This window comes from Pseudomonas kermanshahensis, from assembly GCF_014269205.2.
Classification (GTDB): domain Bacteria; phylum Pseudomonadota; class Gammaproteobacteria; order Pseudomonadales; family Pseudomonadaceae; genus Aquipseudomonas; species Aquipseudomonas kermanshahensis.
On the sequence record NZ_JABWRY020000001.1, the window covers coordinates 4,179,410 to 4,194,977 of the forward strand.

The 15,568-nt window shown below is 63.7% G+C and carries 18 protein-coding genes; 9 read left to right on the forward strand and 9 right to left on the reverse strand.

The genetic code is table 11. The features are described 5' to 3' along the window. Window positions 1-442 precede the first annotated feature (442 nt). The 5 genes from rluB to HU764_RS18850 form a co-directional block, all read right to left on the reverse strand. Window positions 443-1,543 carry a 23S rRNA pseudouridine(2605) synthase RluB gene (rluB, locus tag HU764_RS18830; RefSeq protein ID WP_027593100.1) on the reverse strand — a complete coding sequence of 367 codons (1,101 nt, stop codon included), beginning with the start codon at window positions 1,541-1,543 and terminating at the stop codon, window positions 443-445. Between the two features lie 269 nt (window positions 1,544-1,812). Continuing rightward, the gene (gene scpB, locus HU764_RS18835; protein WP_099430132.1) at window positions 1,813-2,592 is read right to left on the reverse strand and encodes an SMC-Scp complex subunit ScpB; all 780 of its coding nucleotides are present in this window, start codon (window positions 2,590-2,592) and stop codon (window positions 1,813-1,815) included. Then, the gene (locus HU764_RS18840) at window positions 2,579-3,304 is read right to left on the reverse strand and encodes a segregation and condensation protein A (RefSeq protein WP_172961408.1); all 726 of its coding nucleotides are present in this window, start codon (window positions 3,302-3,304) and stop codon (window positions 2,579-2,581) included. The genes scpB and HU764_RS18840 overlap by 14 nt, the downstream gene beginning before the upstream one ends. Window positions 3,305-3,429: 125 nt before the next feature. Further along, window positions 3,430-4,059, reverse strand: coding sequence for an L-threonylcarbamoyladenylate synthase (locus HU764_RS18845; protein WP_217835010.1), 630 nt, complete (start codon window positions 4,057-4,059; stop codon window positions 3,430-3,432). Window positions 4,060-4,072: 13 nt separating this feature from the next. Next, window positions 4,073-4,933, reverse strand: a complete 861-nt coding sequence (locus HU764_RS18850; RefSeq protein ID WP_099430134.1) for a PHP domain-containing protein — start codon at window positions 4,931-4,933, stop codon at window positions 4,073-4,075. Window positions 4,934-5,000: 67 nt separating this feature from the next. Between HU764_RS18850 and HU764_RS18855 the strand changes: the two genes are divergently transcribed. From HU764_RS18855 to HU764_RS18875, 5 genes are all read left to right on the forward strand, one after another. Continuing rightward, window positions 5,001-5,594, forward strand: coding sequence for a septation protein A (locus HU764_RS18855; RefSeq protein ID WP_027593105.1), 594 nt, complete (start codon window positions 5,001-5,003; stop codon window positions 5,592-5,594). Window position 5,595: 1 nt separating this feature from the next. Continuing rightward, on the forward strand, window positions 5,596-5,895 hold the full coding sequence (locus tag HU764_RS18860) for a YciI family protein (RefSeq protein ID WP_027593106.1): 300 nt from the start codon (window positions 5,596-5,598) through the stop codon (window positions 5,893-5,895). A 206-nt stretch (window positions 5,896-6,101) separates the two neighbouring features. Continuing rightward, window positions 6,102-6,779, forward strand: coding sequence for a response regulator transcription factor (locus HU764_RS18865; RefSeq protein ID WP_027593107.1), 678 nt, complete (start codon window positions 6,102-6,104; stop codon window positions 6,777-6,779). 239 nt (window positions 6,780-7,018) lie between these two features. Continuing rightward, window positions 7,019-7,435 (forward strand): Spy/CpxP family protein refolding chaperone, encoded by a 417-nt coding sequence (locus HU764_RS18870; RefSeq protein WP_027593108.1) that lies wholly within the window; start codon window positions 7,019-7,021, stop codon window positions 7,433-7,435. Between the two features lie 60 nt (window positions 7,436-7,495). Continuing rightward, window positions 7,496-8,833, forward strand: a complete 1,338-nt coding sequence (locus tag HU764_RS18875) for an ATP-binding protein (protein WP_186703656.1) — start codon at window positions 7,496-7,498, stop codon at window positions 8,831-8,833. 89 nt (window positions 8,834-8,922) lie between these two features. On the opposite strand, the gene HU764_RS18880 is transcribed toward HU764_RS18875, so the two are convergent. Continuing rightward, on the reverse strand, window positions 8,923-9,480 hold the full coding sequence (locus HU764_RS18880) for an NAD(P)H nitroreductase (RefSeq protein ID WP_027593110.1): 558 nt from the start codon (window positions 9,478-9,480) through the stop codon (window positions 8,923-8,925). Window positions 9,481-9,582: 102 nt separating this feature from the next. Here HU764_RS18880 and HU764_RS18885 point away from each other — a divergent pair, with 102 nt between their 5' ends. Continuing rightward, complete coding sequence (locus HU764_RS18885) at window positions 9,583-11,037, forward strand: TrkH family potassium uptake protein (RefSeq protein ID WP_085272478.1); 1,455 nt, start codon at window positions 9,583-9,585, stop codon at window positions 11,035-11,037. On the opposite strand, the gene HU764_RS18890 is transcribed toward HU764_RS18885, so the two are convergent. Beyond that, a complete protein-coding gene (locus HU764_RS18890) occupies window positions 10,994-12,055 on the reverse strand; it encodes an AraC family transcriptional regulator (RefSeq protein ID WP_027593112.1) in 1,062 nt (353 codons plus the stop codon). The two genes, HU764_RS18885 and HU764_RS18890, sit on opposite strands and share 44 nt — an antisense overlap. Window positions 12,056-12,208: 153 nt before the next feature. Between HU764_RS18890 and HU764_RS18895 the strand changes: the two genes are divergently transcribed. Beyond that, complete coding sequence (locus HU764_RS18895) at window positions 12,209-12,520, forward strand: Mpo1-like protein (RefSeq protein ID WP_027593113.1); 312 nt, start codon at window positions 12,209-12,211, stop codon at window positions 12,518-12,520. On the opposite strand, the gene HU764_RS18900 is transcribed toward HU764_RS18895, so the two are convergent. After that, complete coding sequence (locus tag HU764_RS18900; RefSeq protein ID WP_186703657.1) at window positions 12,517-13,326, reverse strand: UDP-2,3-diacylglucosamine diphosphatase; 810 nt, start codon at window positions 13,324-13,326, stop codon at window positions 12,517-12,519. The two genes, HU764_RS18895 and HU764_RS18900, sit on opposite strands and share 4 nt — an antisense overlap. Before the next feature lie 126 nt (window positions 13,327-13,452). Between HU764_RS18900 and HU764_RS18905 the strand changes: the two genes are divergently transcribed. Further along, entirely contained in the window at window positions 13,453-14,226 is a 774-nt protein-coding gene (locus HU764_RS18905) for a helix-turn-helix domain-containing protein (protein ID WP_186703658.1), read from the forward strand. Between the two features lie 164 nt (window positions 14,227-14,390). Next, window positions 14,391-15,281, forward strand: coding sequence for a DMT family transporter (locus tag HU764_RS18910; protein ID WP_186681912.1), 891 nt, complete (start codon window positions 14,391-14,393; stop codon window positions 15,279-15,281). On the opposite strand, the gene HU764_RS18915 is transcribed toward HU764_RS18910, so the two are convergent. Further along, window positions 15,282-15,563 carry an Rdx family protein gene (locus tag HU764_RS18915; RefSeq protein ID WP_027593117.1) on the reverse strand — a complete coding sequence of 94 codons (282 nt, stop codon included), beginning with the start codon at window positions 15,561-15,563 and terminating at the stop codon, window positions 15,282-15,284. It abuts the gene before it with no gap. Window positions 15,564-15,568 lie beyond the last annotated feature (5 nt).

A 15,568-nucleotide genomic window follows, 5' to 3' on the forward strand; every position in this document is an offset into this window, starting at 1 on the left:
GTTGCGTCATTTCCTTGGGAAAAAACGCAGCGATCCTGTGGTGTGAGCCTTGAAAGGCGGAGTGATCGGCGTACATGGCGCCTCCATTTGTTGTTTTGTCAGCACGCCTCTGTGGGCGAGCTCTTGCACACGGCAATGCCTGCTATATCAGCGTGCGGCGGGGGTTTGGGCAATAGGTAGGCAGGGTAGACGGGGTGTGCTGGCGACGTGGGCGCGGCAAGTTCTGTTTACAGGTCTAGGAAAATACGCATTCGATGGCCAGAAAGGGATGATTTTGTATAAAAAACGTTACACGGTGGTTTGCCAGCTTTCCACTCGTCAGAAAAAGGGTGATTGATCAATGAGTTGGGGCCGCTTCACGCCCCAGGTCCGCGCTTCATTCGGTTGGGTGGAGGCGAAAAAAAACCAGCCCGAAGGCTGGTTTTTTATCTCACGCTGCGGATCAACCGCGCGGCTTGCCGCGGCCACGGCCTGCCGGCTTGTCGCCCTCTGGCTTGCCGGTACGCTTGCGCATCTCGCTCGGGCGCTCGGCCACCGTGCTGCCACGGTTGCCTTTGCGTGGCGCTTCATCACGCGACGGGCGCGCTGGGCGCTCGGCGGCGGTGTCACGCGGCTGACGCGCTGGGCGCTCGCCAGCCGTCGCATCGCTGGCTGGGCGCAGGTTACGCACGCGCTCGCCACGCCCCATCGGACGGCTCGACTTGCGCTGCATGCGCTCCATCTTGTCCTTGGCCTTGAGGTTCAAGGTCGGCAGCGCCACCGGCTGCAGGCCCACTTCGGCGGCCAGGATGTCGATTTCGCCCTGGGTCATTTCGCGCCAGCGGCCCATCGGCAGGTCGGAGTTGAGGAACACCGGGCCGAAACGCACGCGCTTCAGGCGGCTGACCACCATGCCCTGGGACTCCCACAGGCGACGCACTTCGCGGTTACGGCCTTCCATCACCACGCAGTGGTACCAATGGTTGAAGCCTTCGCCGCCCGGGGCCTTCTGGATGTCGGTGAACTTGGCCGGGCCGTCTTCGAGCATCACGCCCGCCTTCAGGCGCTCGATCATCTCGTCGTCGACCTCACCCCGTACACGCACCGCGTATTCACGGTCCATCTCGTAGGACGGGTGCATCAGGCGGTTGGCCAATTCACCGTCGGTGGTGAACAGCAACAGGCCGGTGGTGTTGATGTCCAGGCGGCCGATGTTGATCCAGCGCCCTTCTTTCGGGCGTGGCAGGCGGTCGAACACCGTCGGGCGGCCTTCCGGGTCGTCACGGGTGCAGATCTCGCCGTCGGGCTTGTTGTACATGATCACGCGGCGGGTGGCCTCGGCGGCTTCCTCGCGCTTGATCAGCTTGCCGTCGACAGCGATGGCATCGTGCAGGTCGACGCGCTGGCCGAGGGTGGCGGCAACGCCATTGACCTTGATCCGGCCCTGGCTGATCCAGGCCTCGACGTCACGGCGCGAACCAACGCCAATGCGCGCCAGCACTTTCTGCAGCTTTTCGCCGGATGGAGGGGTAATTTCGGTATTTTGCAGGTCTTGCTCACTCATCTGGGCACCTCCCGGTGTAGGAATGAAAAAGGGGTCTTGGCGACGAACGCGCCAAAGGGCCGCGCATCATACGCGGTTCGTGTCGGGAACGCACTGGAGCGTAGTGGGTTTTGTGGGGGCTGGATGGGTTTTCTGCCCAATGGTTTGGCGTTGGCAGTGCCGGCCTCTTCGCGGGGCAAGCCCGCTCCCATACAGAATGCCTGAAGCTTGCTACTTACCTGTGGGAGCGGGCTTGCCCCGCGAAGAGGCCGGCACTGGTGGTAGAGGGCTCAGGGCTGTACCGGGTCTTCACCCTCAACCGAAGGCTCTGGCTCAACCACGTCCTGCTCACGTAAATCATCGAAGTCGGTCTTCAACCCTTCTTCCATCGCATCCAACTCCACCAGCAAGCTGCGGAAGCTGGTCTCATCCTTCGGCGCCTCGGCTTCAGCCTCATCCCCAAGGCTTGCATCGGCCAACGCCTGAAGGTGCGCAGGCACCGGCGCCTCGTCGGGGTCGAGCAAGGGTTCGGGCTCCATCTCGCGCAACTCGGCCAACGCCGGCAGCTCCTCAAGGCTCTTGAGGTTGAAGTGGTCGAGAAAGGCCTTGGTGGTGGCGAACATCGCCGGCCGGCCCGGCACTTCGCGGTAGCCGACGATGCGGATCCACTCGCGCTCCATCAGGGTCTTGATGATGTTGCTGTTCACCGCCACACCGCGCACGTCTTCGATCTCGCCACGGGTGATGGGCTGGCGGTAGGCGATCAGCGCCATGGTCTCGAGCAACGCACGGGAATAACGCTGCGGCCGCTCCTCCCACAGGCGCCCGACCCAAGGGGCAAAGTCTTCGCGGATCTGCAGGCGATAACCGGTGGCCACTTCCTTGAGTTCGAAAGCGCGGCCGTTGCACGACTTGCCGAGTACTTCCAGGGCCTTCTTGAACACCTTGGGCTCCGGCCGTTCCGCCTCTTCGAACAACTCGTACAGGCGCTCAAGGGACTGCGGTTTGCCCGAGGCAAGCAGAAAGGCTTCGATCAGCGACGCCAGGTCGCGGGGTTCATTCAGGTTCATCAGGTTCTTCAACAAACTCGGCGCGAAGCCGCACGTGGATCGCGGCGAAAGCCTCATTCTGCACCAGTTCGATCAGCGATTCCTTCACCAGCTCAAGAATCGCCATGAACGTCACCACCACCCCCAGCTTGCCCTCTTCAGCCGCAAACAGCTCGACAAAGGGCACAAAGGCGCCGCCCTTGAGGCGGTCGAGCACCTGGCTCATGCGCTCGCGGGTCGACAGCGTCTCGCGGGTGATCTGGTGGCTTTCGAACAGGTCATTGCGGCGCATGACGTCGGCCATCGAGACCAGCAGCTCTTCCAGGCTGACCTGTGGCAGCAGCTTGCGCACCTTGGCCTGGGGGGCCTCCAGGCGTGGCACGACAATGTCGCGGCCCACCCGTGGCAACGTGTCGATACCTTCAGCCGCCGCCTTGAAGCGCTCGTATTCCTGCAAGCGGCGGATCAGCTCGGCGCGCGGGTCGCCCTCTTCTTCCTCGACCTCGGTGGAACGTGGCAACAGCATGCGCGACTTGATCTCGGCCAGCATGGCAGCCATGACCAGGTATTCGGCAGCCAGCTCCAGGCGCACGCTTTTCATCAGCTCGACATACCCCATGTACTGGCGGGTGATCTCTGCCACGGGAATGTCGAGGATGTCGATGTTCTGTTTGCGGATCAGGTACAGCAGTAAGTCCAACGGGCCTTCGAACGCTTCAAGAATGACTTCCAGGGCGTCCGGTGGGATGTACAAGTCCACCGGCATCTCGGTCAGGGCTTCGCCGTAGACCAGCGCCAGTTGCAACTGTTGAGGCGACTCGACCTCCTCGGCCGGCGCCTCGGGCGCTTCCACCTGGCTCACGCGTTGACCAGGAACGGGGACGGGTCGCCACAGCCTTCGCGGATCAAGGCAGGCTCATCGCCCGTCAGGTCGATCACCGTGGATGCCTTGAGGTCGCCGAAGCCGCCATCGATGATCAGGTCGACATGGTGTTCCAGGCGTTGGCGGATCTCGTAGGGGTCCGTCATGGGTTCTTCATCGCCCGGCAAGATCAGGCTCACACTCATCAACGGCTCTCCCAGCTCCTCGAGCAGCGCCAGGACGATAGGGTTGGAGGGCACGCGCAGGCCGATGGTGCGGCGCTTCTCGTGCATCAAGAGCCGCGGCACTTCCCGGGTGGCATTGAGGATAAAGGTATAGGGCCCCGGAATGTGCGCTTTGAGCAGACGGAACGTGGAGGTATCGATCTTGGCAAACAGGCCCATTTGCGACAGGTCGCAGCACAACAGGGTGAAATTGTGTTGCTTGTCCAACTGGCGCAGACGGCGGACCCGTTCGATGGCGTTCTTGTCACCGATCTGGCAGCCCAGTGCATAGGCCGAGTCGGTGGGATAGACCACCACACCGCCCTTGCGAATGATTTCGACGGCCTGTTTGATCAGGCGCGCTTGCGGGTTTTCCGCATGTATCTGGAAAAATTGGCTCACATAGTCTTCCTGTTCATACCGCCATAGGCTGTTCATGGCTGAATCGGCGCCACAGAGGTGGCAGGTCCTCGGGCAAAGGCCGGTAGGCACCGATCTCTCCCCAGGTGCCGGGGCCGTGGAAGTCACTGCCAGCGCTTGCCAGCAGGCCGAACTCACGGGTGAGGATAGACATCGTGCCCACCTGCTCGGCTGGCATCATCCCGTTGACCACCTCAAGTGCTTGCCCGCCTGCCTGAATATAGTCGGCAATCAGCCGTCTGCGCTTGCTGCGGGTCAGATCGTAATGCATCGGATGGGCCAGGCTCACCCAAGCATTGGACTGGCGAAGGGTCGCAACGGTTTCGTCCAGGGTCGGCCAATGCTGCTTGACGTCGCCGAGTTTGCCGGCGCCCAGCCACTTGCGGAAGGCCTCGCCGCGGTCCTTGACGTGCCCTGCGCGCACCAGAAACTCGGCAAAGTGCGGGCGCGCTGGGGCGTTGCCGCTGTCGCCGAGTTCTTGTTGCACGGCCCTGGCACCGTCGAGCGCACCCGGCATGCCCTTGGCCGCCAGCCGTTTGTCGATTTCCTCCGCGCGCAGCCAGCGGCCACGGTGCAACGCCTCGATGGCGTCGAGCAAGGGCGGTGCGTCGAGCGGGAAGTCATAGCCCAGCACATGGATGGTTGCCCCGCCCCAGGTGCACGACAGCTCTACCCCGCTGACCCAGTGCATGCCGTGCGCGTGGCAGGCCTGGCGTGCTTCGACGAGCCCTTCGAGGGTGTCATGGTCGGTCAGTGCCAGCGTTTGCACCCCGTGCTCATGGGCCCGGGCGACCAGGACCGTGGGCGACAGGGCGCCGTCGGAGGCCGTGCTGTGACAGTGCAGATCAACATTCATGGAGGAGCGCTACCGCTGGAATCGATGTTTGTTATTATGCCGTCACATCCCGATTCTGGCTGCCATTGTGAAACAATTCATCGATTTCATCCCGCTGCTGCTGTTCTTCATCGTCTACAAGCTCGACCCGCGGCCCATGGAGGTCGCCGGCCACAGCTTCGAATTCGGCGGTATCTACAGTGCCACGGCCATGCTCATCGCCAGTTCCCTGGTGGTGTACGGTGCCCTGTTCCTGCGCCAGCGCAAGCTGGAAAAAGGCCAATGGCTGACCCTGGTCGCCTGCCTGGTGTTCGGCGGCCTGACCCTGACCTTCCACAGCGAAACCTTCCTCAAATGGAAAGCGCCGGTGGTCAACTGGTTGTTCGCCCTGGCATTCGCCGGCAGCCACTTCATCGGTGACCGGGTGCTGATCAAGCGCATCATGGGCCACGCCCTGACCCTGCCCGATGCCATCTGGACCCGCCTGAACCTGGCCTGGATCTGCTTCTTCCTGGTCTGCGGCGCGGCCAACCTGTTCGTCGCCTTCACCTTCCAGGCCTTCTGGGTCGATTTCAAGGTGTTCGGCAGCCTGGGCATGACTGTGATCTTCCTGGTTGCCCAAGGTGTCTACCTGTCGCGTCACCTGCACGACGACCCTTCTACCTCCAAACCCAAGGATTGACATGCTCTACGCCATCATCGCCAGCGACGTCGCGAACTCCCTGGAAAAGCGCCTGGCTGCCCGCCCTGCGCACATCGAGCGCCTGCAGCAACTCAAGGCCGAAGGCCGCGTGGTGCTGGCCGGGCCACACCCTGCCATCGACAGCAATGACCCAGGTGAAGCCGGTTTCAGCGGTAGCCTGATCGTGGCTGAGTTTGATTCCCTGGCCGCTGCACAGGCCTGGGCCGATGCCGATCCGTACATTGCCGCGGGCGTGTACGACAGCGTCATCGTCAAGCCATTCAAGCAAGTTCTGCCTTGATTCAAGGCCGTGTCGCCTACTTTCGCGGGCAAGCCCGCTCCCACAGGGACAGCGCAAGCTTCGCGCTTTGCGCAAACCTGCCGGCGCGAGCTTGGCCGCGAAAGCAGGCCACGCGGTGCTACTGGTTACACACTTGCCATCAGTCTGCGGTATCTTTGCCACTGGCGGACCAATATGACGCCGTCGATGGTTGAGTTGAGTGAGTCATGAGTGAGCTGTTACTGATTGATGATGACCAGGAGCTGTGCGAGCTGCTCGGCAGCTGGCTGACCCAGGAAGGTTTTTCTGTACGTGCCTGCCACGATGGCCTGAGCGCACGTCAGGCCCTGGCCGCGCATGCGCCAGCGGCGGTGGTGCTGGATGTGATGCTGCCTGACGGCAGCGGCCTGGAGCTGCTCAAACAACTGCGCAATGACCATGCCGAGCTGCCGGTGCTGATGCTGTCGGCGCGCGGCGAGCCGCTGGACCGCATCCTTGGCCTCGAACTGGGCGCCGACGATTACCTGGCCAAACCCTGCGACCCCCGCGAGCTCACTGCCCGCCTGCGCGCCGTGTTGCGCCGCAGCCACCCGGCCGCCACCACCACCCAGGTAGAGATTGGCGACCTGATCTACAGCCCGGCACGTGGCGTGGCCAGCATCGATGGCCGCGAGATGACCCTGACCCTGTCCGAAAGCCGCATCCTCGAAGCCCTGCTGCGCCAGCCCGGTGAACCGCTGGACAAGCAGGAACTGGCGCAGATTGGTCTTGGCCGCAAGCTGACCCTGTATGACCGCAGCCTGGACATGCACGTCAGCAACCTGCGCAAGAAAATCGGGCCCCATGCCGATGGCCGCCCGCGCATCGTTGCGTTGCGTAGCCGGGGCTATTACTACAGCTTGTGAGATCGCTGGGGCCGCTGCGCAGCCCATCGCCGGCAAGCCAGCTCCCACATGAGCAGTGCAGTGTTCAAGGGCAGCGCTATCGCTGTAGGAGCTGGCTTGCCGGCGATGGGCTGCGCAGCGGCCCCAAAATCTCAGCCGCCATCTTTACCCAGCCTTTACCCTCCCCTGACCGCCCTTGACGGTGGGCTGCGTAGACTGTGCTCATCCGGTAACCACCGGCCTATGAAAGGAGAGACACCATGCGCAAGACCCTTATCGCCCTGATGTTCGCCGCCGCCCTGCCGACCGTGGCCATGGCCATGCCTGAAGGCGGCCCGCGTCACGACGGCCCGCATCATCGCGGTGATGCGCCTTTCGCCCAACTGGACCTGAGCCGCGACCAGCGTCAGCAGATCGGCAAGCTGATGGGCGAGCAGATGAAGCAACGCCGCGACATCACTGAGCGCTACCTGTCCAAGCTGCCGGCCGCCGACCAGAAAGCCATGCAGGATGAACTCAAGGCCAGCCACGACAAGACCGACAGCCAGGTCCGCGCCCTGCTCAAGCCTGAGCAACAAAAGCAGTTCGACGAACTGCAGAAAGAGCGGGCTGCAAAGAAAGCCGAATGGCAAGCGTTCCAGGCCTGGAAAGCTGAAAAAGCCGCGAAGGCCCAGTAAGCTAACCGCCCGACGCCCGGCCCGCACCCTTGCGGGCCGGGCTTTTCCCGTTTGCAGGAGGTGCACTTGCGTTCACTGTTCTGGCGCATCCTGGCCAGTTTCTGGCTGGCCATCACCCTGGTTGCCGGGCTATCGATCCTGTTGGGCCACATGCTCAACCAGGACGCCTGGATCCTCAGCCGCCACCCAGGCCTCAACACCCTCGCCAGCCACTGGGCCAAGCACTACGAACAGGAAGGCACGGTCTCGGCGCAGCAGTTCCTCGAACGCCGCAAGCAGCGCTTCAAGATCGATGTGCAAGTGCTCGACGACAGCGGCGAGGCGGTGGTGCCCGGCACCTTCCCGCGCCGCGCAGCGGCCTTCGAGGCGCGCCAGCACAATGACGAGCGGCGCTTGCCGTGGCGGCGCCTGACCGAGGAATACACCAGCCCCTACAGCGGTGAGACGTACCTGCTGATTTACCGGATCCCGCACCCCGAGCTGGACGCGTGGCACCGCGAGAGCCTGCTCTGGCCACTCAGTGCACTGGGCATCGCCTTGGTGGTACTGACCTTGTTCAGCCTGTTGGTGACCCTGTCCATCACCCGCCCCTTGAGCCGCCTGCGCAGCGCAGTGCACGACCTCGGCCAGACCAGCTACCAACAGAACAGCCTGGCGCGCCTGGCCGCCCGGCGCGACGAGTTCGGGGTCTTGGCCAACGACTTCAACAAGATGGGTGCCCGCCTGCAGAGCACCATCGGCAGCCAGCGCCAGTTGCTACGCGACGTCTCCCATGAACTGCGCTCACCGCTGGCTAGGCTGCGTATCGCGCTGGCCTTGGCCGAACGGGCTGAGCCCGAGCAGCGTCAGGCGCTGTGGCCGCGCCTGACCCGCGAATGCGACCGGCTGGAAGACCTGATCAGCGAAATCCTTGCCCTGGCCCGTGTCGATGCCGAGCAGGCGCATGCCGAGCCGGTCGACCTCAACGCCTTGCTGGGCGGCGTGCGCAAGGATGCGTTGCTCAGCGCGCCGGAGCAGGAGGTCCGCCTGCAGGCGCAACCTGGGCTGACCTTGCAGGGTTGGCCAACCTTGATCGAGCGCGCCGTCGACAACCTGCTGCGCAATGCCTTGCGCTTCAACCCGGTCGGGCAGCCGATCGAAGTCAGCGCCGAGCGTGAGCAGGGCCGCATCGTGCTGAGCGTGCGTGACCATGGGCCTGGGGTGGCGGCAGAACACCTGGCGCAGCTGGGTGAGCCGTTTTTCCGCGCCCCGGGGCAGCAAGCCGCTGGGCATGGATTGGGGCTGGCGATTGCGCGCAAGGCAGCCGAGCGCCATGGCGGCAGCCTGGTGCTGGCGAACCATCCGCAAGGGGGATTTGTGGCACGGCTGGAGTTGCCTGTGGCACAGGTTGTTGGTTGAGCCTGGGGCGGGGCCGCTTTGCGCCCCATTCGCAGCACAAGGCTGCTCCTACACGGGTTACGCGATAGCGGCCCCAACAATCTCAGCGTTTACTCGCCCCAGGCACTGACAAAATCAGCAGTGTCCAGCACCGGCGCGGTACGCGGCTCGTTCACCGGCGTGCCGACATACAGGTAACCGATCAACTCCTCATGCTCGGCCAACCCCAGCCCTTTGTGCACATGCGCATCGAACGCCATGTCACCGGTACGCCACACCGCACCGACACCCTGGGCATGCGCCGCGATCAGAATCCCGTGGGCCGCACACCCGGCCGCCAGGCGCTGCTCGGACTTGGGCACCTTGAAATGATCCTGCAGCTTGGCGATCACCACGATCAGCAACGGCGCACGCAGCGGCATGGCGCGTGCCTTGTCCAGCGCTGCCTGGCTGGCATCGCCCTTGTGCTGCACCGCTTCGGCGAACAGCTCGCCCAGCTTCTCACGGCCCTGGCCTTCGATGGTCAGGAACCGCCACGGGCGCAGCTGGCCGTGGTCCGGTGCACGCAATGCAGCCTGGAACAACGCCTCACGCTGGGCATCATTTGGCGCGGGGTCGGTCAGACGTGGCACGGAAACACGGTTGAGCAATGCGTCGAGAGCCTCCATCGGCTACCCTCCTGGCAGGTGAATGTGCGGCCATTCTAGCGTTTACATCACCAGACCCATAGGTAGAATGGCGCCCTTCCGTTCAGAGTCAGAGCAGATCACATGGCGTTGCCGACCTTAAGGATCATTGGTTTCATCATCGGCATCTTCCTGATCACCCTGGCCGTCAGCATGGTCGTGCCCATGGCGACCCTGGTGATCTTCGAGCGCACTGGCGACATGCCGTCGTTCCTCTGGTCCAGCCTGATCACCTTCATCGCCGGCCTGCTCATGGTCGTGCAGGGCCGGCCCGAGCACGTGCACCTGCGCCCGCGCGACATGTACCTGCTGACCGTCAGCAGTTGGCTGGTGGTGTGCGTGTTCGCGGCCTTGCCGTTCCTGTTGACGCAACACATCAGTTACACCGACGCCTTCTTCGAGAGCATGTCCGGCATCACCGCGACCGGCGCCACGGTGCTCAGCGGCCTGGACAGCATGTCGCCGGGGATCTTGATGTGGCGCTCGATGCTGCACTGGCTCGGCGGCATCGGCTTTATCGCCATGGCCGTGGCGATCCTGCCGCTGCTGCGCATTGGTGGCATGCGCCTGTTCCAGACCGAGTCCTCGGACCGCTCCGAAAAGGTCATGCCGCGTTCACACATGGTCGCCAAGTCGATCGTCGGCGTGTACGTCGGTTTCTCCGTGCTCGGCGCGCTGGCCTTCTGGTGGGCCGGCATGCGGCCATTCGATGCCATCAACCACGCCATGTCGGCGATTTCCACCGGGGGCTTCTCGACCTCCGACCAGTCGTTGGCGAAATGGGATATCCCTGCTGTGCATTGGGTCGCGGTGGTGGTGATGATCCTCGGCAGCCTGCCCTTCACCTTGTATGTGGCCACCCTGCGCGGCAACCGCCGGGCGTTGATCCGCGACCAGCAGGTTCAGGGGTTGCTCGGCATGTTGGTGGTCACATGGGTCGTGCTGGGTACCTGGTATTGGGCCACCACCAACCTGCACTGGCTGGATGCCTTGCGCCACGTGGCGCTGAACGTGACCTCGGTGGTCACCACCACCGGCTTCGCCCTGGGCGACTACAGCCTGTGGGGCAATTTCTCGCTGATGCTGTTCTTCTACCTGGGCTTCGTCGGCGGCTGCTCCGGCTCGACCGCAGGCGGCATCAAGATCTTCCGCTTCCAGGTCGCCTACATCCTGCTCAAGGCCAGCCTTAACCAGTTGATCCACCCGCGCGCAGTGATCAAGCAGAAGTACAACGGGCACCGCCTCGACGAAGAAATCGTGCGCTCGATCCTGACGTTCTCGTTCTTTTTCGCGATCACCATCTGCGTGATGGCGTTGCTGCTGTCGCTGCTGGGCGTGGACTGGATGACCGCGCTGACCGGTGCTGCCGGCACCGTGTCGGGCGTAGGCCCAGGGCTGGGCGAAGTGATCGGCCCAGCCGGCAACTATGCGACGCTGCCGGACGCCGCCAAGTGGATCCTCGCCGGCGGCATGCTGCTCGGCCGGCTGGAGATCATCACGGTGCTAGTGTTGTGCATGCCGGCGTTCTGGCGTCACTGACCCCTTCAGGCTCCGCGCCCAGGCGGGCGCGGTATTCGCTGGGGGTGGCATCGAACCAGCGGCGGAACGCCCGGTAGAAATTGCTCGGGTCGGCGAAACCCAGCAGGTAGGCGGTTTCCAGCAGCGTCATGCCGGGCTGGGCCAGGTACTGCTCGGCCAGCTCGCGGCGGGTATCGTCGAGCAAGGTCTGGAAGCTGGTGCCCTCCTCTTGCAGGCGCCGCTGCAAGGTCCGCTGAGACAGGTGCAGGGCCTGGGCCAGGGTTTCACGCTTAGGCTCGCCCTGGGGCAGGATGCGGCACAGCACTTGGCGCACCCGGTGGGTGACCCGGCTTTCAGAAAAGCGCGCCAGGTACTCACCGGCAAAACGGTCGTGCAATATGGCCATGGCCTCGTTGGCCGTCGGCAGTGGCGCTTCCATGTCGGCACGCTCGAACACCAGCGCATCGTGCGGTGCATCGAACACCAACGGTGAATGGAAGGCGACCTTGTAGGGTTCGATGTTCTTCGGCTGCGGCCCCTGCACCAATACCCGGCGAGGCTGTATGACCCGCCCGCTGAGCCAGGTGCACAACGACAGCGCGCACGCCAACGACGCTTCGGCGCTGTGCCGGGTCGGTGGCAGATGGTCGCCATGCACGGTCAGAATCAGCGAATAGCCCTCAGGGCCGAGGCGGAAGCTCAAGTCGGAGCTTTCGGCAATGATGCGCTGGTAACGCACCAGCCGCTCGAAGCCTTCGGCCAAAGTGCGGCTGGACATCAACGCATAGCCCACCACATGGAACGAAGCCGGGCGAACTACCCGTGCCATGTTCAGGCCGATGGCTTCGTTGCCCGACAGTTCCACCGCTAGCTGCCACAGCCGGGTCATGGAATCCTGAGGGAAACGCGCGTCGGGGTCGTCGAGGGCGGCGAAGTCGAGCCCGAGTTGCTTGAACATGGCTGGGCAATCGAGCCCTTCCAGCTCGAGTGCCTTGACGATCCCTGATGCCCAGCTGGCTGACGTGGTTCTTTCACTCATGACAGGCTTCTTATGCTGACCGCTCCTGCGGTGAACCCCAAGGATACTCAATTGGCGCCTATTGTCACTGGTAGGCCCCGCCAATGACTCTAGACTCGATTCAGGCTCCACGCCGTGCATCTTATCCAGAAGTATTAATCCCGGAGCAGTGCCATGAACAGCACAGCGCAGTTTCGCAGTTTTGCCGAGTTCTACCCCTACTACCTGGGTGAGCACAGCAACCCCACCTGCCGCCGCCTGCATTTTGTCGGGACAAGCTTGGTGATTGCCTTGCTGGCGTACACCATCGGCAGCGGCAAATGGTTGCTGCTGCTGGCCGTGCCGCTGTTTGGCTATGGCTTTGCGTGGGTCGGGCATTTCTTCTTCGAGAAGAACCGGCCGGCGACGTTTACCTATCCGCTTTACAGCCTGATCGGTGATTTCGCCATGTTCCGTGACATCTTGCTGGGCAAGATCAGCCTTTAACTGGCCTGGGCCACTTTGCGGCCTTCAGCGTGTCGCGCCTGCGCATCCGCCAGGCGATACAGCTCGATGCTGCCATCCCAGTGCTCGATCAAGGCCGTGCACGACTCCACCCAATCCCCGCAATTGAGGTACTCCACCTCCCCCACCTTGCGGATCTCGGCGTGATGGATGTGCCCGCATACCACCCCCTGAAACCCGCGGCGGGTGCACTCGTGGGCAATGGCATCCTCGAAGTCGCTGATGAAGCTCACAGCGCCCTTCACCTTGTGCTTGAGGTAAGCCGACAACGACCAGTAGCCATAGCCGTAACGGGCACGCCAGTGGTTGAGCCAACGGTTGAGCACGAGGGTGAACTCATAGGCGCGGTCACCTAGAAACGCCAGCCAGCGGTGGTAGCGGGTTATTACATCGAACTGGTCGCCGTGGATCACCAGCAGGCGGCGCCCATCGGCCGTCAGGTGCTCGGCCTCATCCACCAACTGGATGTTACCCAGCATCAGCTTCGAATAACGGCGCAGGAATTCGTCATGGTTGCCGGTGACATAAATGACCTCGGTGCCTCGCTTACTCATGGTCAACAGGCGCCGGATGACGTTGGTGTGGGCTTGCGGCCAATAGATGCCGCCGCGCAGCTTCCAGCCATCGATGATATCGCCGACCAGGTAAATGCGATCCGCCTGGTAGCCCTTGAGAAACCGCGACAAGTGCTCGGCCTGGCAATCGCGTGTGCCCAGGTGTACATCGGAAATCCATAACGTGCGCACGCGCTGCTTGCGTAAGGGACGGGAGAGTTCGGCATGGGTCATGGGCGGGCTCCGGCGCAGTTTGCTGGAGACTGGCAGGCACGGATGACAGTGCGGTGGCAAAAGGGTTACGAATGATGGTTTGCAGTGAATGAGGCACAATGCGCTTATGCCCTGCGAGGACTCCCCATGACCACCGGCCCGATCCTTTCGCTGCGTCGTTACCGAGACAGCTTGATCACCCACAGCCACGAATATCCGCAACTGGTGTTCGGCCTGAGCGGCCGCTTGGAATTTGAGGTCCAGGGCCAGGGAGCACGGGTTGATCGTCAGGGCCTGATGGTGGTGCCAGCCGGCGCACATCACACCTGCTCCAGCGGCGCTGGCAGCGACTGCCTGGTGCTGGACGTGCCTGGGGAGCAGTGGTTGCGCGAGCAACTGGGCGAGCATGCCGATGCCAGCCGCCGGCTGCTCGATCGTCCCGCGGCCTTGAGCTTGGACGCTCGCCAGCAGCAGCTGGTGGACTGGCTGGCGGCCAGCCCCATGGGCGACCCGCTGATCGCCCGCCAAGGCGCGGCGCTGCTGTTGGCCAGCCTTACCCCGCCGGCAGCCGCCAGCATCAGGGCCAGCCAGCGCCTGCCTTATGCGGCGTTCGATGCGCATATCGAGCAACATGCTGCCTACCCGTTGCAGGTCGCCGACCTGGCACGCCTGGCCGGGCTGTCCACTGCTCGCCTGCATGCACGCTTTATTGCCGAATGCGCGATGACGCCGATGGACTACATGCGCCAGCGGCGCTTGCTCAAGGCACGGCATCTGGTGGAGCAGACGGTGCTGCCAATGGGGGAGATTGCGGCGCGTGTGGGGTACAGCTCGCAGAGTGCGTTTTCGGCGGCGATGTTGCGAGCGTTTGGCTGTACGCCTTTGGCGTTGCGGCGAGAGTCTGGCGATAACGGACGCTAGATGGGCGACAGAACGGGTCTGCCTGAAGACTTACACTGTGCCTGCACTGGCCCTTTCGCGGGGCAAGCCCGCCCCCACATGCTTCGGGGGTTGCGCCGTACCTGTGGGAGCGGGCTTGCCCCGCGAAAGCGCCAGTACTGACATACTCTTGCTCAAGGACCACCATGAACCACCGCACAGCCCTAGGCGCCCTGCACATTGGCGCGCTGTTCTTCGGCCTTACCGGCGTCTTCGGCAAGCTGGCCGCCAGCGCCAGCCCGGCCATCATCGTTTTCGGCCGCGCCGTTTTTGCCGTCCTGGCCCTGGCCCTGTTCGCCAGTTTTGCCCGCCAAGGCTGGCACCGGCTCAGTGGCCAGGATGTGCGCCGCCTACTGCTCGGCGGCGTGCTGCTGGCGGGGCACTGGGTCAGCTTCTTCATCGCCGTCAAGGTGGGCGGCGTGGCCATCGCCACCCTGGGCTTCGCCAGCTTTCCAGCCTTTACCGTGATCCTCGAAGGCCTGCTGTTCCGCGAACGCATCCGCCGCAACGAAGCCGTGCTGGTGCTGCTGGTGAGCATCGGCCTGGTGCTGGTCACACCGGCCTTCGACCTGGCCAGCGAGGCCACTGGCGGCCTGCTCTGGGCGCTGCTGTCGGGGCTGTTGTTCTCGTTGCTGTCGCTGACCAACCGCGCCGGCTCCGGCCGCTTGCCCGCCGTGCAGGCAGCACTGTGGCAAAACCTGGTGGTCAGCCTTTGCCTGTTGCCGTACGCAGCACCTGGGCTGGGCGCGGTGACGCCGATGGACTGGTTGTGGATCGCCCTGCTCGGCGTCTTCTGCACGGGCGTGGCCCACAGCCTGTTTGTCGCCAGCCTGGCCGTGATCAAGGCGCGCACGGCTGCCGTGGTGTTCGGCATGGAGCCGGTCTACGGCATCGCCGTGGCCTGGGCCGTGTTCGCCGAAACGCCCACGGTACGCATGCTGCTGGGTGGCGCGCTGATCATTTTCGCCATCGTGCTGTCCAGCCGCCTGGCAGCCGAACAACCCGTAAAGCCACGGCCGCTGGCCGAAGGCGCCTGATCAGCGATCGTTGTGGCCCAGGTCGCGCTGCGGGTCGATTTGGTCACGCACCCGCTGCTTGAGCACCTTGGCCTCCGGGAACCCACCGTCGGCCTTGCGCTCCCAAATCTGCACGCCATCACAGGTGATGCGGAAGATGCCACCGGTACCCGGCTCCAGTGCTACCCGACCAAGGTCGTCGGCAAAGGTGCTGAGCAGTTCTTGGGCCAGCCAGGCAGCGCGCAGCAGCCACTGGCACTGCGTGCAATACGTGATGACGATTTCAGGCTTGCTGATGGCCATTGCGA